The sequence below is a fragment of the Methylobacterium mesophilicum genome (genome assembly GCF_036441335.1).
Taxonomy (GTDB): domain Bacteria; phylum Pseudomonadota; class Alphaproteobacteria; order Rhizobiales; family Beijerinckiaceae; genus Methylobacterium; species Methylobacterium mesophilicum_B.
In genome coordinates, this window is sequence record NZ_MLBW01000026.1 from 133,478 (window position 1) to 152,068 (window position 18,591).

General features: G+C 68.8%; 25 protein-coding genes and 1 pseudogene. 21 read left to right on the plus strand and 5 right to left on the minus strand.

The features are described from left to right. The first annotated feature begins 300 nt into the window (after positions 1-300). The 12 genes from MMR14E_RS16645 (at position 301) to MMR14E_RS16700 (ending at position 8,170) form a co-directional block, all read left to right on the plus strand. Positions 301-1,812 (plus strand): hypothetical protein, encoded by a 1,512-nt coding sequence (locus MMR14E_RS16645; RefSeq protein ID WP_331315769.1) that lies wholly within the window; start codon positions 301-303, stop codon positions 1,810-1,812. 66 nt (positions 1,813-1,878) lie between these two features. Further along, on the plus strand, positions 1,879-2,184 hold the full coding sequence (locus MMR14E_RS16650; protein WP_331315771.1) for a hypothetical protein: 306 nt from the start codon (positions 1,879-1,881) through the stop codon (positions 2,182-2,184). Positions 2,185-2,212: 28 nt separating this feature from the next. Continuing rightward, positions 2,213-2,680: a hypothetical protein gene (locus MMR14E_RS16655; RefSeq protein ID WP_331315773.1), complete on the plus strand. Its 468-nt coding sequence runs from the start codon at positions 2,213-2,215 to the stop codon at positions 2,678-2,680. Between the two features lie 3 nt (positions 2,681-2,683). Beyond that, entirely contained in the window at positions 2,684-3,484 is an 801-nt protein-coding gene (locus MMR14E_RS16660) for a hypothetical protein (RefSeq protein WP_331315774.1), read from the plus strand. Further along, a complete protein-coding gene (locus MMR14E_RS16665) occupies positions 3,478-3,963 on the plus strand; it encodes a hypothetical protein (protein ID WP_331315776.1) in 486 nt (161 codons plus the stop codon). The genes MMR14E_RS16660 and MMR14E_RS16665 overlap by 7 nt, the downstream gene beginning before the upstream one ends. Next, complete coding sequence (locus MMR14E_RS16670) at positions 3,960-4,412, plus strand: hypothetical protein (RefSeq protein ID WP_331315778.1); 453 nt, start codon at positions 3,960-3,962, stop codon at positions 4,410-4,412. The genes MMR14E_RS16665 and MMR14E_RS16670 overlap by 4 nt, the downstream gene beginning before the upstream one ends. 14 nt (positions 4,413-4,426) lie before the next feature. Next, positions 4,427-4,657 carry a hypothetical protein gene (locus MMR14E_RS16675; RefSeq protein WP_331315780.1) on the plus strand — a complete coding sequence of 77 codons (231 nt, stop codon included), beginning with the start codon at positions 4,427-4,429 and terminating at the stop codon, positions 4,655-4,657. 26 nt (positions 4,658-4,683) lie between these two features. After that, entirely contained in the window at positions 4,684-5,421 is a 738-nt protein-coding gene (locus tag MMR14E_RS16680; protein ID WP_331315782.1) for a hypothetical protein, read from the plus strand. Then, positions 5,418-5,819 carry a hypothetical protein gene (locus MMR14E_RS16685; protein WP_331315784.1) on the plus strand — a complete coding sequence of 134 codons (402 nt, stop codon included), beginning with the start codon at positions 5,418-5,420 and terminating at the stop codon, positions 5,817-5,819. The genes MMR14E_RS16680 and MMR14E_RS16685 overlap by 4 nt, the downstream gene beginning before the upstream one ends. Before the next feature lie 11 nt (positions 5,820-5,830). Next, on the plus strand, positions 5,831-6,019 hold the full coding sequence (locus MMR14E_RS16690) for a hypothetical protein (protein ID WP_331315786.1): 189 nt from the start codon (positions 5,831-5,833) through the stop codon (positions 6,017-6,019). Positions 6,020-6,235: 216 nt separating this feature from the next. Then, positions 6,236-7,195, plus strand: coding sequence for a DMT family transporter (locus MMR14E_RS16695; RefSeq protein WP_331315787.1), 960 nt, complete (start codon positions 6,236-6,238; stop codon positions 7,193-7,195). Positions 7,196-7,600: 405 nt separating this feature from the next. Continuing rightward, complete coding sequence (locus MMR14E_RS16700; RefSeq protein ID WP_024831186.1) at positions 7,601-8,170, plus strand: fasciclin domain-containing protein; 570 nt, start codon at positions 7,601-7,603, stop codon at positions 8,168-8,170. A 95-nt stretch (positions 8,171-8,265) separates the two neighbouring features. Here the strand turns inward: MMR14E_RS16700 and MMR14E_RS16705 are convergent, their stop codons facing one another. The 3 genes and pseudogenes from MMR14E_RS16705 to MMR14E_RS16715 all read right to left on the minus strand — a co-directional run. Continuing rightward, complete coding sequence (locus tag MMR14E_RS16705; RefSeq protein ID WP_331315789.1) at positions 8,266-8,970, minus strand: anti-sigma factor; 705 nt, start codon at positions 8,968-8,970, stop codon at positions 8,266-8,268. Continuing rightward, positions 8,967-9,518 carry an RNA polymerase sigma factor gene (locus MMR14E_RS16710; RefSeq protein WP_331315790.1) on the minus strand — a complete coding sequence of 184 codons (552 nt, stop codon included), beginning with the start codon at positions 9,516-9,518 and terminating at the stop codon, positions 8,967-8,969. Before MMR14E_RS16710 ends, MMR14E_RS16705 begins: the two co-directional genes overlap by 4 nt. A gap of 284 nt (positions 9,519-9,802) precedes the next feature. After that, positions 9,803-10,042, minus strand: a pseudogene (locus MMR14E_RS16715) (EamA family transporter); the annotation flags it as partial. A 483-nt stretch (positions 10,043-10,525) separates the two neighbouring features. Here MMR14E_RS16715 and MMR14E_RS16720 point away from each other — a divergent pair. From MMR14E_RS16720 to MMR14E_RS29290, 7 genes are all read left to right on the plus strand, one after another. Further along, on the plus strand, positions 10,526-10,687 hold the full coding sequence (locus MMR14E_RS16720; protein WP_331315791.1) for a hypothetical protein: 162 nt from the start codon (positions 10,526-10,528) through the stop codon (positions 10,685-10,687). Between the two features lie 346 nt (positions 10,688-11,033). Beyond that, complete coding sequence (locus MMR14E_RS16725; RefSeq protein WP_331315792.1) at positions 11,034-11,378, plus strand: hypothetical protein; 345 nt, start codon at positions 11,034-11,036, stop codon at positions 11,376-11,378. A gap of 108 nt (positions 11,379-11,486) precedes the next feature. Next, positions 11,487-12,047: a hypothetical protein gene (locus MMR14E_RS16730; RefSeq protein WP_331315794.1), complete on the plus strand. Its 561-nt coding sequence runs from the start codon at positions 11,487-11,489 to the stop codon at positions 12,045-12,047. 611 nt (positions 12,048-12,658) lie between these two features. After that, on the plus strand, positions 12,659-13,021 hold the full coding sequence (locus MMR14E_RS16735; RefSeq protein WP_331315795.1) for a hypothetical protein: 363 nt from the start codon (positions 12,659-12,661) through the stop codon (positions 13,019-13,021). A gap of 75 nt (positions 13,022-13,096) precedes the next feature. Further along, entirely contained in the window at positions 13,097-13,870 is a 774-nt protein-coding gene (locus MMR14E_RS16740) for a DUF4344 domain-containing metallopeptidase (protein ID WP_331315797.1), read from the plus strand. A 369-nt stretch (positions 13,871-14,239) separates the two neighbouring features. After that, positions 14,240-15,409, plus strand: a complete 1,170-nt coding sequence (locus MMR14E_RS16745; RefSeq protein WP_331315799.1) for an AraC family transcriptional regulator — start codon at positions 14,240-14,242, stop codon at positions 15,407-15,409. A gap of 119 nt (positions 15,410-15,528) precedes the next feature. Beyond that, positions 15,529-15,882: a GCG_CRPN prefix-to-repeats domain-containing protein gene (locus tag MMR14E_RS29290; protein ID WP_419539358.1), complete on the plus strand. Its 354-nt coding sequence runs from the start codon at positions 15,529-15,531 to the stop codon at positions 15,880-15,882. Positions 15,883-15,999: 117 nt separating this feature from the next. Here the strand turns inward: MMR14E_RS29290 and MMR14E_RS16750 are convergent, their stop codons facing one another. Together MMR14E_RS16750 and MMR14E_RS16755 are read right to left on the minus strand one after the other, a co-directional pair. Then, on the minus strand, positions 16,000-16,395 hold the full coding sequence (locus MMR14E_RS16750) for a hypothetical protein (protein WP_331315801.1): 396 nt from the start codon (positions 16,393-16,395) through the stop codon (positions 16,000-16,002). A 115-nt stretch (positions 16,396-16,510) separates the two neighbouring features. Further along, positions 16,511-16,936: a hypothetical protein gene (locus tag MMR14E_RS16755; RefSeq protein ID WP_331315803.1), complete on the minus strand. Its 426-nt coding sequence runs from the start codon at positions 16,934-16,936 to the stop codon at positions 16,511-16,513. 412 nt (positions 16,937-17,348) lie between these two features. On the opposite strand from MMR14E_RS16755, the gene MMR14E_RS16760 reads away from it, so the two are divergent. After that, positions 17,349-17,852 carry a DUF892 family protein gene (locus MMR14E_RS16760; RefSeq protein WP_331315805.1) on the plus strand — a complete coding sequence of 168 codons (504 nt, stop codon included), beginning with the start codon at positions 17,349-17,351 and terminating at the stop codon, positions 17,850-17,852. Between the two features lie 103 nt (positions 17,853-17,955). Beyond that, on the plus strand, positions 17,956-18,588 hold the full coding sequence (locus MMR14E_RS16765) for a hypothetical protein (RefSeq protein WP_331315807.1): 633 nt from the start codon (positions 17,956-17,958) through the stop codon (positions 18,586-18,588). Positions 18,589-18,591: the final 3 nt, after the last annotated feature.

Here is an 18,591-nt window from a genome sequence, read left to right on the forward strand (position 1 = left end):
ATCGGCACGCATCGAGGCCAGAGTGGCTCCTAGGGCTGTGTTCGGTTCGATCCATCCGTTGCTCGGAAACGGACCGGCAGCGATCCACCCGAGGCAGATTGTCGGTCTGGAGGCCGACAGCCTGACTTAGACCGTCCGGCACTGGACCGACCATTCTCGACGTACCGCGGGTCCGGGGACGGATCGCGCGCGTCCCCCGACGGGCCGCAAGGCTCACCATCCCCCCTTACGTCCGATGTCGCGCGCCCCGGGGACGGGTCAGCGCCGGCGCGGCCGTGCATCCGAACCGGATCACGACCCATGACCCAGCACGTCGACGTCCTCGCCCTCCTCAAGGAGGCGCAGTCCAAGCCGCTCACCGATCCGATCCTGACCCAGCTCGGGATCGATCTGCAGAAGTCGACCTTCGCGCAGGGCACCTCGCCCACCTCCGGCCTGACCTTCTACGACCTCGAGCTCGGCGCGAAGTCGCTCTACCCGGTGCTCACGCCGCTGCGGAACGCGATCCCGCGCGTCTCCGGCAAGGGCGGCATTCAGGCGGCGTGGCGCGCGATCACCGGCATCAACGTCTCCGGGATGCGCATCGGCGTCTCCGGCGGCAACCGCGGCGGCGTGCAGGTCGTCGCCACCGCCGACTACACCGCCAGCTACAAGGGCATCGGCATCGAGTCGAACGTCGAGTTCGAGGCGCAGTACGCCGCGCAAGGCTTCGACGACGTGCGCGCCATCGCGGCGCGCACCGGCCTCCAGAGCCTGATGATCGGCGAGGAGGCCATGCTGCTGGGCGGCAACACGTCCCTGGGGCTCGGCACCACGCCGACGCCGACCCTCTCCGGCTCGGCCACCGGCGGCGCGCTCGGCGAGCGGACCTGGTCGGTGATCGCCGTGGCGCTGGCGCTCGACGGCGTGATCAACGGCACCGTCGCCGGCGGGATCCAGTCGACCATCACCCGCACCAACGCGGACGGCTCGACCGACGTGTTCGGCGGCGGCGCGGCGGCCCGCTCGGCGGCCGCCACGGTCGCGACCTCCGGCGCCACCGGATCGATCGCCGCCTCGGTCACCCCGGTGCCCGGCGCGCTCGGCTACGCGTGGTTCTGGGGCGCGGCCGGCGCCGAGGTGCTGGGCGCGATCACCACGATCAACTCGGTCCTGATCACGGCCGCGGCCGCGGGCACCCAGACCGCCGCCTCGCTCGGGACCGTCGACCGCTCGACCTCGGCGCTGTCCTTCGACGGGCTCCTGACGCAGGCGTTCAGGCCCGGTTCCGGCGCCACCATCCTCACCCTGCCGCCGGGCAGCGCGGGGATCGGCACGCCGCTCACCGCCGACGGCGCGGGCGGCATCGTCGAGGTCGACGCCGTGCTCAAGTCCATGTGGGACCTCTACCGGCTCTCGCCCGATACGATGTGGGTCAACAGCCAGGAGGCGCTGAGCATCTCCCGGAAGATCCTCACCGGCAACGCGAGCTCGGCCTACAAGTACGAGATCGCGGTGACCCGCGACCAGCTCGGCGGCGGCTTCATGGCCCGCACCTACCTGAACCGCTTCTCGATGGCGGGCGGCTCGACCCTCGACATCAAGGTCCACCCGAACCTGCCGGCGGGCACGATCCTGTTCACCACCGGCACCCTGCCGTACCCGATCAACAACGTCGGCAACGTCATGCAGGTGCGGACGCGGCAGGACTACTACCAGATCGAGTGGCCGCTGCGCTCGCGGAAGTACGAGTACGGCGTCTACGCCGACGAGGTGCTGCAGCACTACTTCCCGCCGTCCCTGGCGGTGATCACCAACATCGCCAACGGCTGAGCCCAGGCGGCGCGGCTTCAGCCGCGCCGACACGCCATTAGCCCGACAACAATCTCGGAGAGCGCCATGCCCGCACCGCTCGCCCGCATGTTGCCGCCCGGGGACGGGCGCCCGCACATCACGGTCGTTAACGACCGACCCTATCGAGGAACGGCGGGCAGCGTCCTCGACGTGCCGGTCTTCGACGCGCAGGTGCTGGAGGCCAACGGCTGGATCCGCGTCGGCGCGCACGCGCTGTCCGGCCCGACAGCGGGCCGGCCGAGCGCGCCGCTGGCCGACCAGCTCTACTTCGACACCACCCTGTCTCTGCCCGTTGTCTGGGACGTGCTGGGCAAGGTCTGGCGCAACGTCTGGACTGGCGCCCCGGCCTGACGCCCGCTCTTGCAGCAGGAACACCGACATGATCAAAATGCGCGCCCCCGCGGGGCTGACCGGCTTCGCGCACCAGGGCCATTCGTTAGAGCCGGACGAGGACGGCGCGGTGCATGTCGACCCGCGCCATCGGCTCGATTTGGAGGCCCACGGCTTCACGCCGTGGGACGATGCCGTAGCGGCCCCGGTGTCGGCCACGCTCGGGCCCCTCGACGCGGACCGGGCTCGGCTGGTGGCGCTGTTCACCGAGACGGTCGCGGCGATGCCCGACGAGGACGTGGCGCGCATGATCGCCGAGGCGGATCAGCGCCGGCGCCTGGAGCAGGAGGACGCCGAGCGGATCGACCCGGCGAAGGTCACCGCCGCGGACATCGACGTAATGAAGCGCCATGAGCTGTTCGCCTTCCTGAGGAAGCGCGGCATCCGCGTCGTGCCGCCGGTCGACAACGACACGCTGCGGGCCAGGGCCCGGGACGCCCTGGCGCCCGCCGCCTGAACCATGATCTGGCCGAGTCCCCACGACCTCGTGCGGCTCGCCGATCTCGGCGTGCAGGAGGATGCCGATGGCTCGGTGCAGCGCCTGATCACGGCGGTGAGCCGCATGATCCTGGCCGCGCTGAACCGCCCCGCGATCCTGCCGCGGCGCTACACCGAGGTTCGGACCGGGGGAGCGGCTCGCATCCTCCTCGCCAACTGGCCGGTCACGGGGATCGAGGCGGTCACCGTCGGCTCGACCGCGATCGCCGCGGCCGAGGACGCCGGATCGCGCGGCGGCTACACGCTCCAGCCCGCCGACGAGGCCCCGCCCGGCCGGCCGCAGGTTCTGACGCTGCCAGCCCCGCCGGGCTCCGCGGCCGTCTCGGTGACGTACACGGCCGGCTACCAGATCGCGGTGGGGCCCGTGCCGCTCCCGGGCAGCGCGCCGTGCACGGTGTATCCGGACCAGCCCTACGGTCCTTGGGCCTGCGATCTCGGCGTGGCCTTCGGCACCGGCGCGGCGCTCACCCAGGTCGAGCAGAACCCCGCGCAGGGGCAGTACGCCGTCAATGACGCGGGCGGCTACCTGTTCTCGGCCGAGGACGTGGGCGAGGCGGTCGCGATCACCTACGGCTACGTCCCGGCCGATCTCGCCAACGCCGCGCTGGACTGGATCCGCGACCGCATGGCCTACGCCGAGCGGATCGGGCTGCAGTCCAAGTCGCTCGGCGGCCAGGAGACCGTCTCGTACCGGATCGCGGCCGTGCCCGACTTCGTCTCGGCCGCGCTGCAGCCCTACCGCGCGGTGGTGCCGCCGTGCTGACCGAGATCCAGGTCGCGGAGACCCGGGTGGTCGCCCGGTTCGACCGGATGCCCGACACCGTCCGCGCCGAGATGGTGAAGGCGGTCCAGGTCGAGCGGCTGGTGCTGGAGGCGCTGATCAAGCGCAAGCTCTCCGGCGAGGTGCTGAACGTGGTCACCGGCCGCCTGCGCCGCTCGATTGTCTCGGATGTCGAGCAAAGCGACGACGCGGTGACCGGCACGGTGAGCCAGTCGGGCGACGTGAAATACGGCGCCCGCCACGAGTTCGGCTTCACCGGCGAGGAGACCGTCGCGGCCCATGTCCGCACGATCACGCAGGCCTTCGGGCACGCGATCGCCCCGCGCGCGGTCGACGTGCGCAGCTTCACCCGCACCGCCAACACGCCGGAGCGGTCGTTCATGCGCTCGTCCCTCGCCGACCGGGCCGAGGCGATCGTGGCGGCGCTGAAGGGTGCAGTGGCCCAGGGGATCTTGAGGTGACCGCCCCGCTCGGGCCCCGTAACGCGGCGGTGGTAGCGCTCCAGACCGTCGTGGCTGGCGCCTATCGCTGGAAGTCGGGTCCGACTCGGCGCCTGAAGCTGTTCGCCGACGTGCCGGCCACGCAACGCCCGGCCGTGTTCCTGCACGAGGGCGGCGACGAGAGCTACGCGTGGTCGTCCGGCGCGGTGCCGCGGCGGACGATCGAGGTGAAGATCTTCGTCTACATCGACGCGCGCGACCCGCGCGTGATCGGCGCGGCGCAACTCAACGAGATCATGGACGCCCTCGACCAGGCTCTCGCGCCCGCCGGCGCCGACCTGGCGCTGGGCCGCACGACGCTCGCCGGCACCCCGTACATGGTCCGCATCACGGGCCGGCCGGTGAAGGTGCCGGGCGACCTCGACGGCGACGGCCTCCTCGTCGTGCCCGTGGCGATCGAGCTTCCCTGACCGAGGAGATCCCTATGGAATCCGAGCTCGATCCGGGTGCCGCCGAGGCGCCCGAGCCCACGCCCGTGCGCGGGTACGGCCCGCCGATCCGCGGCGACACGCTGGCGGCGCGCATCGACAACCTGCACGCCGACATGCTCGGCGGCACCGCGCTCGGCAACCACACCGCGCTGTGGAACCTCGTCCACGCCTTCAAGGAGCGCGTGAAGGCGCTGGTCGCCGAGATCGAGCACGCCGCGCCCTGACCCCCACGTCCTGAGAGGAGACCCGCATGTATTCCTTCGGCTCCGGGGTCCTGATCGGCACCCGCACCGACATCGCCAACGCGACCCCGGTGAACTTCGGCCTCGTCCAGGAGGTCACCATGGACGAGACTGCCACGATTAAGGAGCTTTACGGCCAGCAGCAGCACCCGCTGGCCATCGCCCGCGGCACGATCAAGACCACCGGCAAGGCCAAGGTCGCGCGGATCTCCGGGCTGGCCATGGCCTCGCTGTTCTACGGCGTCACGCCGGTGCCGGGGCAGCTCATGACCGCCTTCGGCGAGTCCGGCACGATCCCGGCCGGGTCGCCCTACACGGTGACGGTCGCCAACGCCGCGACCGTGGCCGACGATCTCGGCGTGCTGAACGCGCTCAGCGGGCTGCCCTTCACGAAGGTGGCCAGCGCGCCGGCCGCCGGCCAGTACAGCGTGGCCGGCGGCGTCTACACCTTCGCCGCCGCCGACCAGGGCAAGATGCTGCTGATCAACTACACCTACGCTCTGGCCGGCGCGGGCCAGCACTTCACCGTGACCAACCAGCTGCTCGGCACCACGCCGACTTTCCAGGCGCAGTTCTACACGACCTTCCAGGGCAACGCGGTGAACTTGCGCTTCAACAACTGCACGTCCTCGAAGCTCGGGTTCGGCACCAAGCTCGAGGACTTCGTCATGCCGGAGTTCGACTTCAGCGTGTTCGCTGACGCGGCCGGCAACGTCGCGACCTGGTCGTTCGGGGATGTCGGATGAGCGTCGATCCGCGGCCACAGCCGGCCGCCATCACCCTCGGGTCGAAGACCTGGACCGTGCGTCCGCTCACTCTGCGCCAGGTCGAGGCGCTGGAGCCGCTGGTGGCGCGCGGCTCGGGTGACAGCCCGTTCGCCTACGGGCTTGCCGTGGTCAGTGCGGCGCTCGCCCGCGACCACGAGGCGGACATCGCCGGCCTGCGCGACCTCGAGGCCACGAGCGCCGACCTCGCCGAGGCGACGCGCGCCGTGCTGATCCTCGCGGGCTACCTTCCCAGCTCCTCCGCGGGTGCCGACCCGGGGGAAGCGCGGGCGGCGCAGGGCGCCGCCTCGACCTGGACGCCGTCTACGGACGGATCTGCACCGTCACCGGATGGTCCCTCGACGCCGTCGGTGAGCTGACGCTCTGGGACGTGCGGCGGCTCTACCGCTACTGGTCGGCCCAACCGCCAGTCCATGAGCTGGTGGCCGCGTTCATGGGCGTGAAGGCGCAGGCCGCTCCACCGCCGCTCGCCGCAACGGCCGGAGCCGCAGCTGACGACCCGAGCGGCATTGGCGCGATGATCCTGCGCTTCCCAGACGGGCAGGTGAAGGCGCAGTAGAGCCAAAGGTCGACCAGCCCCGTTCTCGGTCCGGCCGCTTGCGACCCGATGCGGTCGCCCCGATGACGACCAGAGCATCCCACAAGCGGCCATTCGTCGGCTGCCCGGCTTGTCACGCGCTAGGTGGTGAGCGGACAGAGAATTGGAGAGCAGGAAACGGGAAGCGCATCACCCGGACGAGATCGTAGCACGAGGCGAACCCGCGAAAGGTCCGCCATGCCGCCGCCCGTGAACCGCACGATGTCCGCGTCCGAATGGGCGATGCTGCTCAGCCTCTCGATACTCTGGGGAGGATCGTTCTTCTTCACACGCGTGGCGCTCTCGGCTCTTCCGCCGTTCACCCTCGTTCTTTTGCGGGTCGGGCTTGCTGCTCTGATCCTGAATGCCGCCATGCCACTCCTGGGCCTGAGGATGCCGCGCACGGGTCGGGCATGGGCCGCCTTCTTCGGCATGGGTCTCCTCAACAACACCATTCCCTTCTGCCTCATCGTGTGGGGCCAAACCCACATCGCGTCAGGGCTTGCCGCCATCCTGAATGCGACCACGCCGCTCTTCACGGTCGTCGCTGCCCACGTCTTCACGTCTGACGAGAGGATGACCAGCAACCGGCTCGTGGGCGTGCTCATAGGGCTTGTCGGCGTCGCCGTGATGGTCGGACCCGCCGTTCTGGCGGGGCTTGGGACCGACCTCCTGGCACAGGTGGCCGTGCTCGGCGCGGCCCTGTCCTATGCCTTCGCCGGTATCTTCGGGCGGCGCTTCCGGCGAATGGGCATTCCGCCGCTCGCGACGGCGACAGGACAGGTGACGGCCTCCGCGTTCATGCTTCTGCCCCTCGTCCTCGTCGCGGACCGCCCTTGGACCTTGCCGCTACCGAGCGCATCAGCGTGGGGCGCAGTCGTCGGTATTGCGGTCCTGTCTACAGCGCTCGCCTACGTGCTGTACTTTCGTATCCTGGCGACTGCTGGAGCGACGAACCTTCTGCTCGTCACCTTCCTGATCCCGGTGTCGGCCATCCTGCTGGGCGCATTGGTGCTGGGCGAGCACCTTGCCCCGCAGCACTTTATCGGCATGGCGCTGATTGGATGCGGGCTTGCCTCCATTGACGGCCGCGTCTGGGCGTTCAGTCAGCAGAGACGGCGCATTCCGCCTGAGATGTATCAAGGGCGGGACATCTGAGCGGAAGGATGACGCTTTGCCGTCCGGAGGGCGAGTAAGCGCGGGCATTGCGTCCGCTTCGATGCATCCTTGCCCAGAAGCAGACCAGCCGAATTCCACCCCGAGCGGACAGTCCGATAGCGACCCTACCCGGCCGCCCGGACCGCCGTCGGCGCTTCTCCAAAGCGGCCGTTCGTCAGCCCTCCGGCAACTTCGGCTCGCGGTGACAATCGGACCGTGATCCTTGATCCAAAGACAGATGCTGAAAATCGCCGTCTGTGGCGATTTCAGGTTCGTTCAGACGGGATGGGAGCAGAGGCGATCGCCTCCCGGCCAATTGCGTTCATCCCGCGAAACTTTCTCTCCGATGGCCTCGTAAGGGCCCACGCTGCCCCGTTCATCGGGGTTCGGACTGAAGGAAACACGATGCTCACTCAGAACACCGGCCGCCGCACGGCCCAGGCACTCGCCCTGACCCTCGCGCTCAGCCTCGGAGCCAGCGGCGCGGCCTACGCCAAGAACCCGATGGTCGGCGGCGCGCCGATGTACGCCCAGAAGACCATCGTCGAGAACGCGGTCAATTCGAAGGATCACACCACCCTCGTCGCTGCCGTGAAGGCCGCGGGCCTCGTCGATACGCTGAACGGCCCGGGCCCGTTCACGGTGTTCGCGCCGACCAACGCCGCCTTCGCCAAGCTGCCGCCGGGCACGGTGGAAAGCCTCGTGCAGCCGCAGAACAAGGCGACGCTGACGAAGATCCTGACCTACCACGTGGTCCCGGGTGTCTACACCGCCAAGGACCTGATGGCGCTGGCCAAGAAGGGTGGTGGACAGGGCGTGCTGACCACCGTCGAGGGCGAACCACTCGCCGTCGAGGTGCAGGGCAAGAAGGTTCTCGTCACCGACCAGAAAGGCAACACCGCCACGGTGACCATCCCGAACGTCATGCAGTCGAACGGCGTCATCCACGTCATCAACGCCGTGCTGATGCCGTAACGCGCAGTGCCCGCGGCCCGTGAGGGCTGCGGGCTTCGACAGCGCGTGGCCTTTCAGATTACGCGAGCGCCGGCAGGCGTGCCCGCCGCGCCCGGTCATTCGGCGATGAGCTTGCCGGTGTAGATCACCGGACCCGTGGGTTGGCCGCTCGGTGAGCCTCCGGGCGGCTCGACCGAGACCGCGATTACCCCGTCCGGTGCGGTGTCCTGCGGTAGCCTCACCTGACTTGGCGCCGCTCCGACGAGGCCGAGCGGCTTTGCACCTCCTGCGCCGACGTACCACAATTCCAGACTCCGCCCGGCGGGCGCGTCGGCACCGACGGGCCTGACTTCTGCGAGGCCGGTCTGCGTGTCGACACGCACGATCAGCGCCGGCAGCGCCCCGCCTCCCTGCACGACAGCCAGATAGCGCCCTCCCGCCGGTGTTCGTGACGGCCCGACTGCCACGAACAGCGCGAGGCCCGCGGCGAGCAGGCCTGACCCTGCCGCGGCGATCCGCCAGCGCCTCACCTGCCGCCGCAGGTGGCGAAGTTCACCACGCGCTACGTCGGTCGCGTCTGGCAGCGCGCGCAGCAGCGCTTCGCGGACCCGCGGCGGCGGCGCCAAGGGTGGCACGGCCTCCATCAGCGGCGCCAGGCGCCGCTCCCACTCGCGGATGCGGCTGGCCGTGCCGGGGTCTTGGCTCGCCTCGCGCTCCAGCGCCGCCCGCTCCCGCGCGTCGAGTGTCCCGAGGGCGTACTCGGCCGCGCGCATGTCGCGCTCGGACGTCGGGTCCATGCCGGGCTGGCCGCTGCCGCTCACGAGACAGCCTCCAGGCAGGACTTGAGGCCTGCGAGTGACCGGTGCAGCCAAGTCTTGATGGTGGCGACTGGCCGGTCGAAGTGTCGCGCCAACTCCTCCCGAGATTGCCCTTCGCAATAGGCCAGCACGACGCAGTCCCGGTGCTTGGGGTCCAGACGGCCGAGGCAGGCCAGGAGGGCGTTCCGGTCCATGAAATCTGCCGCCCCATCGTGCGGATCGATCAGCCGCGCCACCCAATCCTCGCCGGTATCCAATTCCGGGCCCTGATGCTCGACCTTCCGCCTTACGCTGTCGATGGCGCGATTGCGGGCGACGGTGCAGAGCCACGGCAGCGGCGGCCCGGCCTCGGGCTTGTAGCTGCCCGCGGCCTGCCAAATGCGCATGTAGACGTCCTGAAGCACGTCCTCGGCCAAGCCACGGTCACGCTGAATACGCAGGATCAGGCCGTAAAGTTTCGGGCTCGTGAGATCGTAGAGATCGGCCAGCCGATTTGCCTCTCCCCGGGCGATACCAGCGAGCAGTCGGCGCAGCGTGGCGTCGTCGGCCAAGTTGGCTCCCTACAAACTCTCAGGCGCCTTCTATCGGACGCCCAACCGGATGCTACTTTAACCCAAACTGCCTAGCCGTGACGATCCCTCACGCGCGATAGCCCCGCTGAGCGGGCCTCGAAGTGGCCGCTTTCAAAATCCTCGGAGCGGCGGCTGTGGAGATGTCGCTGAGGGCGTGATGCGGAGGTTGACCGATCCCCCGCAAAGGGACTTACCGCGGCCGACCCAACCCAGCCGCGGCGGCGGCTATCGCCGCATCTCGAAAGCAGCCGCTCCCAGCCCCCTCAAACATGACCGTGCTGGTGGTGGAGGTCCGGGTAGTGAGGATGGGTGTGCCGTAGCGGCTCATGACGGTGCCAGTGGGAGTGGGGCTCCGTCACCGGCCCATCGTGATGATGCTGATGGTGCTCATCGTGGACGTGGGCATGCTCGTGCTCCATCGCCTCATGGAGGTGCTCGTGCTCGTGGCGCTCTGCGAGGTGCAGCCACAGACCCATCCCCATCAGCGCGCCGGCCACGANCAGCCCGCAGGCCGGATCGGACGGCTGATCGCGGCCGCCCGCAGGCCCAAGATCGCGGCCGCGGCGCTCGCGACCGGCTTCGCGGTGGCGGCGGGCCTGGTGCTCGCTCTGGGCGATCCCCACGGCGGCGAGCCCAGCGTCCAGGTGGCGATGGACCGGTAGCGCGCCGCATCGGCGACGACCCGGCGACCGGCGTCGTTCTTCGGTCTGAGCGAGGCCGGCCCCCGCGCGCGGCCGACCGTCGTGATCAAGGTGGTTCGGAGCACCAGGGCCATCGTTCGCTCCCGTCCTGCTGACGCGAGGCATCCTGCCGACGCGGTCCCGGGCCGCCTTGATCCACCTCAACGCCGTCGATCCCGGCCGCCTGCACGATCCCCGGCATCCGCCACCGGGAGGCCGACATGGACGTGAGGCGCGAGTCGCAGAGCACCCGCGAGGCGCGGCGCGACGGCGACGCGGCGGGCCCCGGGCCTGAGGCCGACGAGCGTGCCGTGCGACCGCCTCTTCGGCGCCAACGACGCCCTCACCGGTCGGGTCGCCAAGGTCCCGCGCGGCCACACCGGCACCGTGCTCTGGGACGGCACGGGTCTGACCTTTCGCCGGCGGCCGCGAGCCGCCGTCGAGCCGGACGCGTCGGCATTGCGCTAGATCAAGGCCCGCCGGCGCCGGGCGCGCAGAGTCCGCGGCAGGCTCCGTGGGAAACCCTCCGGAGGAGAGCCAGGAGGGACGCGATGACCGTGAAGGGCAGGAGCTGGTGGCTTTGCGACCGGGCGGGATGATCGAGGCCGACGCGATCACGATCAGTGTCTCGGGCAATCAGGTCATCCTGGCGGGTTGCCGTGCCGGCCCCGGCGGAGCGCGCGACCCGGTCGGTGCCGGGCGTCCGCGCCGTTGAGGACCGCGTCGTCGCCCGCGCCTCAGACGAGCGTTCAGACCCGCTGAGAAGGGATCGCCCGACCGCCGAATAATCCGCGGACAGCCATGGAGATTCGCTATGACGAGCGGCCATTTCCACGACGTCATCGAGTCCGAGGACAGACGGGGCGAGCGTCTCCCAGAGGACGACCGGCTCGCCGGCCAAATCTCCGACCATCTCAGACGGGTCCTGCACAACGTCGCGAAAGACCCCAACGTGTCGCGGCAGGCGATCCTGCCAGGACAGGATGAACACCCGTCGAGGCGCCACATGGTCAACGGCTTGGATCCGGCCGCGCTGACGGCGCTGTTCGCTGCCGGCGGTGTCGGCTTCGGATTGGCTTGGCTGATCTTCGGCCAGCCCTGGCACCGGACCGATCACGTCGCGCGCCGGATGAGCCACAGTAGCGAACGGATGATGTGACTCCGGCCGACTTCCCGAAACCGACCGACGATCAAACACGGGCGACAAGAGATCCCGTGCGATCAAATCAGATTTGGTGTCAGAACGCAGTCGAAGGAATTCGCCGCCATGGACGACTTCGATCACCTCCTGAACTGGAAGCTTCTTCGGGGCTCGCACCAGTTCCCCGGCCCCGACGGCGGGACCTGTATCAACGAGGCGGCCATCGTCGCCTGCGGCTTCCCGTACCAGCCGGTGGCTTCGGTCAGCCGGATGCCGAACTGCTTCTCGCGCCCGATCTGCCAGTTGGCCATGCGCCTGAACGACGAGGCGACTGACGAGGAGCGGCGGCGCTTGCTGCCGTTCGTGACCCGCCTGGCGTGTGCGGACGCGCGGGCAGTCGAGCTGGCGCGCGCCCGGTACATCGACCGGCGCGTCGGAAACGACCGGATGCATTGGGATACGGCCTCCTTCGACAAGGGGCTCGCCACCCTCGAGGGTGCCCTGGCGATCGGGCGGCAGGCCGACGCTCTCGGGATGGATGTGGCGGCGTCCCGGCTGGATGCTGCGCGCGCTCCGGACCGGCTGAAGAAGAAGACTGCCCGCTCGCTGCCCGCGGCGATGAAGGCCTGGCTCGGTCTCGGGAAGACGATCGAGGAGGAGGAGCCCGAGAAGGTCGCAGGCGGCTAGAACACCGTCCGTCGATGGAAGCACGGGCTCGGCGCGAGGAGCCCGGCGAATCGAGACTCTCGGGGCCGCCGCTATCGGGAGCGATCCTCAGAGAGTTACGGGTCGGGACGCGTGCGCCGGCAGGCGCGTCCGGGACCAACACGCCGCGTGCCGCGCATCGTCTGAGGGGCGCCGGGGTCCTCGACGAGAGGCGACGCACCGAACACGACGACCAAGCGCTCGAGGCAGCCCAGTTGTGTCAGGGCTGCCTCGTTCCGTGCGAGGACGTCCGGATCACGGCTGCCGAGGGCTCTGCCTTCTCCTACCCCGCCGATCGGACCCGCCGGTGCGGCCCCCGACCCGATCCAGCCCGAGGCCGGCCGCTCGGCGGCGGGCCTCCATCGCGGGTGTGCGGGCTTCAACCCCACCTCGGTCGTCGCGGCCCCGCCCGGCATGACGACGAAGCGCCCGGTCGGTCTCCGTGGAACCGGCACGGCCGGCCCCTGTCGCTTCTGATCAAGCACGCACCTTGGGATGATTTAAGGTTCCGCGAGATCTAGGCACGCACCCGCGTCTGCGGACCCGGCGTGGAGGTCATCATGTCTATAGAGACTGAAATCGAGTCGCGAATATTGTCAAAGATCGCCCTCGGCGTCGTCGCAATGGCGATCTGCGCGCCGCTCCAGGCGCAGCCGCTTGCCCTGAAGGTCAATCCGCGCGGCGGGATGACCGGGGAGATCGAGCTCGGCGGTGTCCCGGTCACGGTCGCGGCCCTGTTCGAGACAGGACCGCGGTACACCACGGAGAACGGGATCGGCCGCCGGGTCGGGATCGGCAGCGAAGTCCCCTCCTGGATCGAGATGGGATCCCTGCGCAATCAGTCGATCCCGGGCCTGATCCCGTCGGGCTATTACGGCTACTTCATCTCACCGGACGAGAAGGCCGTCATCGTCGATCTCGAGTCGCACCGGATCGTGCGCGTCCTGTCGCAGTGAGGCGCGCGGTCCAGAGAGTGTCGGATGCGATGCGCCGTCGGATTCGCCGCGAGCCTGACGCTCGTCATCGGCGCGATGCCGGTCCAGGCGGCCCGATCACGGGGCGCGGCGATCCGGATCGTCTATCAACGCCCCGCGAACGAAGAGACGCGTGCGCTCCATCGCGACCTCAGGGCGCGCCGTGTTCTGGAAGGCCTTCAGGCGATCGTCCGCGGCGTGCGTCCGCCGCGCGCGCTGACCCTGCGTCTGTCGGTCTGCGGCGAGCCCAACGCGTGGTACGCGCCCGAGAGCCGGACGGTCACGGTCTGCTACGAGTATATTCAGGAGGTGCGCGATCGTGCGTCCGGCAGCCCAGCCAAGCCCGGGTTGAGCCAGCACGACGCGATCTTCGGCGCCGTCGCGCAGATCTTCCTCCACGAACTCGGTCATGCCCTGTACGATCTGCTCGACGTGCCCGTGCTCGGCCGAGAGGAGGACGCGGCCGACCAGTTCGCCGCCCTGATCTTGCTCGAATTGCCGCCCGCCCAGGCGCGGCACGCGGTCGACGGCACGGCCCATCTGCTGCGCAGCCAAGCCGCCGAGGAGGCCGCGGACCAAACGGTGCTGGCCGATGATCACAGCCTCGCGGGGCAGCGCCTCTACAACCTGCTCTGCCTTGCCTACGGCGCGGATCGCGAAACCTTCGGTTATCTCGTCGAGGCCGGTACCCTGCCCAAGGCGCGCGCCGCGCGGTGCAGGGCCGAGTACGCTCTTGCGGTCTACGCCCTCAGGAAGCTGTTCCGGCCCCATCTGCGCGATGGCCGGATCGGACGCGCCCGCATCCGCCGCGCATTCCGCGGGATGTTCTGACGCGGACCCCAGATCGGCAGCCGTCCGGACAGGCTTGCATGCCCGCTTTGGCCCGCGAGGGCCGCCCCTGCGGCCTGCCTGGCCAGGATCACAAGGCCTCGATGCCGGCCCCGCAGGCAGGACGCCCACGCGGCCGCCGAGGCGATCCGCCCACGCTCGTCGGCGCGAACTGTCAGCCCGCGCCGCCGCGCGTCTCCAGCTTCGTTTTCGTCACAGGGCGATCCGGTCGGAGCCCTGTAACTAATATTGTATTCATAAATCAAAACTGGCGAATTATCCTGCGGAAATATCCATATTGATCCAGCGCAATGTGTTTATGCCGTGGATAGCGCCAACTTCGCCGAACCGGGGAAGTAACGGTCTCCTGCGATGGCCAACAGCCTCGCGCCAGCGCGCGCAGACGCTTTCGATTTACCCGATGCCGATCGGCGGCCGGACGGGGACGAGCCCCCCGACGCCGGGGTAGGTCTGGGCGACCTCCACGGCGACGTTGCGAGTGCAGCCTGTGCGGTCCTATCGGAACTCGGCGCAGATCCCGTCGCCCTCCTCTGCGAGGCGGACTGCGACTCGCGGGCATACCGGGAAAACGGCGCGCCAGTGTCAAATGCCGCGCTCGGCCGGCTGCTTCAACTGGGCGCGAAGCGGACGGGGTGCGGCCATCTCGGTCTGCTCGTGGGACAGCGCATCGTTCTCGCCAAGCTCGGGCCGAGCGGCGCGCTGGTTCGAAATGCGGGAACGGTTGGCGACGCGCTGCATGTCCTAGAGACAAGGCCCTGGGCCTGGACGTGCGGCTCCGCAGTCAGACTCTGTGTCGAGGCCGACTTGGCGCTGCTTCATTACTTCCCTTACGAAGCCGGGGCGACGGCGGTGGGCCTCCAATCGGAGGGGGCGCTCGCCACGATCGTCAATATCATGCGCGCCCTGCTGGGTGCCCAATGGTCGCCGTCGGAACTCCTGTTGCCGCGTGCGCTGCCGAACCAGACAGATCCGTATTGGCATTTCTTCCGCGGACCCGTCCGGTTTGATCAGGAATGGGCAGCCATCGCGTTTCCCTCACGCCTTCTCGAACAACCGATCGCGGGCGCGGATCGGACGGTTCTCGAGATCGCGGAACACCGCATCCGACAGATCGGGGGAACGGAGCCACTCCAGATGTCTGACCAGCTTCGGCGGCTTCTGCGCATGGAGTTCATCCAGAACCCTTGGTCGAGTCAGGCCGCGGCGCGCCACTTCGCGGTTCATAGGCGCACGCTCAGCCGTCGTCTGAGGGCCGAGGGCACGAGCTTCCGGTCAGTGACCACGCAGATCCGGTTCGAGACGGCAAAACAGCTTCTGGCCGATACCAACATGACGTTGGCGCAGATCTCAGCCTGTCTGGGCTTCTCCGAAGCGGCTGCGTTCACACACGCGTTCCGACGCTGGTCCGACATGACGCCCAGCATCTGGAGGCTCACGTGCCGGCCTTCCGAGACGGGCGCCGACCCGATGCTCCCTGCCCTTCCTCGGTTGGAACGCTGTACAGATCGGCCGAGATTATAATATCATTCATATGTACCATCCGACAGCAACTTCAGTATTATCAGATTTTTCCGCATTCTTGCCGGACAAATTTATGAATTGGCTTGATATTGTTGCAAATCGTGACGGAGGAGAGACACATGCGCTCGACACGGATCATATCGCTTTCAGCTCTCGCGCTCGGTGTACTGCTGGGCCTGAACGGGCCCGGACCGGGCGGCTTCGGCATCGCGGCCGCGCAAGCCGCCGGCGGGTGCGGCCCCGGCTTCCACCGGGGGCCGTATGGCGCCTGTCGACCCAACGTCTACGGAGCGCCGGGTGCTTATGGGTACCGGGGCGGTGGGATCTACGGTTACCCCGGCGGTGCCCGGTATGGTTATCGGGGCGGGGCCGTTTACCGCGGTGGGCGCGTGTATCGGGGCGGTCGGGCCTATGGCGGCCGGGCCGTCTACGGACGTCACGTCGGCGGGTACCGGGGGAAATTCCGCCGCTGACCGCCTCGGAAGGCCTGCTCTAGAGCCGTACTCGATCGCGCTGCACTCGGGTACGGCTCCTGAACCCCTGACGCGCTCCCCCGCCTCGAACCGCTGCCCACTTCATCGAAGCGAACTTCAGTAGGCATGATAGATCGGGCGAGCGGTGACAGGAATCCTGACGGCGACGGCCGGCGCATTCGGGTCGAACGGCAGAAGGGCGGCGCCCGCGGCGACGAAGCCCGCCAGCGCTCGAATGTCGTCCGGTTGCCGCGGATCGCGCGAGATCCGGTCCGTTTCCCAATAGAGACGTGCATTGCACGCCGGCGACGGCAACCGGCCCACGGGGGTGCAGGCGTCGTGGCGGGCGCAGGCGGCATCGAGCGCGTCGATGGGCGGCAATGGGGCGTTGTTGCCGAGGCCGCAGTAATTGCCGTGAAACAGGGCTGCCGGCTGCTGCAGGCCGTACGATTGGGCCAGAGCGGGCGCGCCTGAGAAGATTACGAGGAGGGAGGCGACAGATCGGAAGGTCATGGCATTCGACCCAACCTGTTCTGAGGCCGTCTGCCGGATCGGGCCGAGTGGGCCACCGGTTCAGGCCGGAGGAGCGGGAGCCGGGACCGCACGGCCCCGGCCTTGTTCAACGGCCTCAATACGGACGGCAGACGCCCGCATAGGCATCGTAATATGCGTAAGGCCCGCAGCGGCCGTAGGTGGCGCCGTAGCCGGCGGCAGCCGCAGCTCCGACGGCCGCCGCACCCAGGCCGTAGCCGTAGGGTCGGGCGCCGTAACCGTAGCGGCCATAGCCATACCCGTAACGGCCGACGCCACCGTATCGGCCCACCGCGCCGTAGCGACCGACCCCGCCATAGCGACCGACGGCGCCGTAGCGGCCCCGGTAACCCGCCGCCCCGCGATAGCCGCCGACCCCACCGACCCGGACGCCATGGAAGCCGCCGGCACGGACTCCGCCGCCGCGGAAGCCGCCCCCGCCGTGGAAACCACGCGCCTCGGCGGCCAGACCGCTCAGGATCAGGGCAGCACTGGCCAAGGACGCAATCCGTACAAGCCTCATGGGATGATCTCCGCTCTGGAGAAGGATCTGCCGAGATGGGCTGAACGCGGCATCAAGCCTTCTGCCCCTCGGATACGCACCGACCGCCTCGGATACGCACCGACCGCAGAGTAAGGCCGAGCCGGCAACGCCGCTTGATCCGCGGTGACGCGCACCCCGCTTGAGGAGCGTAGTCTTTCCCTGCTGCGGTTGAATCGCCGGGCGCGACCGATGCCCGGCTCGGCTCCTGTCTCGCCCGATCAAGCAGGGACCCGGCGCGGACGCATAATGCCCCACGCTTCTGCGCGGTGAGCGAGGGGCTCGCCCCGGCGACCGGCAGAACGCTGCTTCCGGTCGCGCCAATGGCGCACGAAGCGATCCTGGCATTCGAGAGATGCCTCTATCGACAGCCATGAAGGGTGAGGAGATTGCCATGCCGGTCAAGACACCGAAGGAGCTTTTCGTGCGCATGCTGAGCGATGCGCGGCATCACGCTGAACGCGCGACGAAGATCTACGAGGAACTTGGGCAGGTCGCGCAGGATCCGGCGATCCAGGAGGCGCTTCAATCACGCGCCTTTATCCAGGACAAGACGATCAAGTCGCTCGACCGCTGCTTTCAGCTGATCGGCGAAAAACCGATAACGGGGAACGGCCGATTGCAGGAAGTCTTCCTCGAAGATTTTCGGCGCGAACTGGCCGAGATCCAGGCCCCGGCCGCCAAGGCCCTGTTCATTCTGATCAAGGCCAATCACCTGATGCATCTGCGCATCGCCGAATACGTGGCCCTGGTCGCCATGGCCGACGTGAGCGGGCACTTCGGGGTCGGCGTCCTGCTGGAGAGCTGCCTGGCGGACAAGCTCGCCTTCACGGAGCGGACCCGCCGCCTGATCCGGCGCACGATCGAGAGCAAGCACGCCGTCAAGCTGGCGGCCTGACTCAGCCCTGTGAGGCCCCGGATCGGTCAACCGATCCGCGGCCTCACAGGCGCAATCGGGACCTGTGCCGCATGGCGCGGACGGAACCCGCGGAGGACGAGCCATGCCCCCTGCCTCTTCTCGGGAGGCCGCCATTCCTGATCCCGGGGAGAGGTCGGGCGCCGACACGCACGAGCCGCCCGTATCCCTGTGGCAACGGGTTGCCGACGAAGCGAAGCGATATCTCGTCTTCGCCACCTACCTGATCGTGGTCTTCGGCACCCTGATCCTGTTCAGCATCAACATCTACGCCCGGATCGATCGCGACATACCGCACTATCCAGGCTACCACTTCTACGCGCTCGGGCTGATCAATGCCCTGGTCCTGGCCAAGTTCATGCTGATCGCCGAGGCGACGAAGCTCGGATCGCTGAGCTTCGGCCGGCGCATCAGCCGCAGGCCCCTCGTCTACGTGGTGCTGTACCGCGCCCTCCTGTTCACGGCTGTCCTGGTGGCTGCCTACGGACTGGAGGAGGTGCTGCTCGGGGCTTGGCACGGACAGGCACCGGGCGCCGTCCTGCCAGAGGTGGCCGGTGGCCCGCGGGGCGTGCTAACCTTCGCCTGGGTCATGTTCGTGGTGCTGCTCCCGTACTTCGCCTACCAGGAGATCGGCCACGTGCTAGGCGCCGGACGCCTGCGCGACCTGCTGCTTTGTGCGCAGGGACAGGTTCGCGCCGCTCGGGAAGGAAGCGGCTGACCG

Coding starts and splice junctions, on each gene's coding strand:
- MMR14E_RS16680 (WP_331315782.1), top strand. CDS start 4,684: ATGTATTCCTTCGGCTCCGGGGTCCTGATCGGCACCCGCACCGACATC.
- MMR14E_RS16660 (WP_331315774.1), top strand. CDS start 2,684: ATGATCTGGCCGAGTCCCCACGACCTCGTGCGGCTCGCCGATCTCGGC.
- MMR14E_RS16650 (WP_331315771.1), top strand. CDS start 1,879: ATGCCCGCACCGCTCGCCCGCATGTTGCCGCCCGGGGACGGGCGCCCG.
- MMR14E_RS16765 (WP_331315807.1), top strand. CDS start 17,956: ATGCCCCCTGCCTCTTCTCGGGAGGCCGCCATTCCTGATCCCGGGGAG.
- MMR14E_RS16645 (WP_331315769.1), top strand. CDS start 301: ATGACCCAGCACGTCGACGTCCTCGCCCTCCTCAAGGAGGCGCAGTCC.
- MMR14E_RS16695 (WP_331315787.1), top strand. CDS start 6,236: ATGCCGCCGCCCGTGAACCGCACGATGTCCGCGTCCGAATGGGCGATG.
- MMR14E_RS16755 (WP_331315803.1), bottom strand. CDS start 16,936: ATGAGGCTTGTACGGATTGCGTCCTTGGCCAGTGCTGCCCTGATCCTG.
- MMR14E_RS16750 (WP_331315801.1), bottom strand. CDS start 16,395: ATGACCTTCCGATCTGTCGCCTCCCTCCTCGTAATCTTCTCAGGCGCG.
- MMR14E_RS16655 (WP_331315773.1), top strand. CDS start 2,213: ATGATCAAAATGCGCGCCCCCGCGGGGCTGACCGGCTTCGCGCACCAG.
- MMR14E_RS16740 (WP_331315797.1), top strand. CDS start 13,097: ATGCCGGTCCAGGCGGCCCGATCACGGGGCGCGGCGATCCGGATCGTC.
- MMR14E_RS16700 (WP_024831186.1), top strand. CDS start 7,601: ATGCTCACTCAGAACACCGGCCGCCGCACGGCCCAGGCACTCGCCCTG.
- MMR14E_RS16760 (WP_331315805.1), top strand. CDS start 17,349: ATGCCGGTCAAGACACCGAAGGAGCTTTTCGTGCGCATGCTGAGCGAT.
- MMR14E_RS16745 (WP_331315799.1), top strand. CDS start 14,240: ATGGCCAACAGCCTCGCGCCAGCGCGCGCAGACGCTTTCGATTTACCC.
- MMR14E_RS16675 (WP_331315780.1), top strand. CDS start 4,427: ATGGAATCCGAGCTCGATCCGGGTGCCGCCGAGGCGCCCGAGCCCACG.
- MMR14E_RS16725 (WP_331315792.1), top strand. CDS start 11,034: ATGACGAGCGGCCATTTCCACGACGTCATCGAGTCCGAGGACAGACGG.
- MMR14E_RS16685 (WP_331315784.1), top strand. CDS start 5,418: ATGAGCGTCGATCCGCGGCCACAGCCGGCCGCCATCACCCTCGGGTCG.
- MMR14E_RS16730 (WP_331315794.1), top strand. CDS start 11,487: ATGGACGACTTCGATCACCTCCTGAACTGGAAGCTTCTTCGGGGCTCG.
- MMR14E_RS29290 (WP_419539358.1), top strand. CDS start 15,529: ATGCGCTCGACACGGATCATATCGCTTTCAGCTCTCGCGCTCGGTGTA.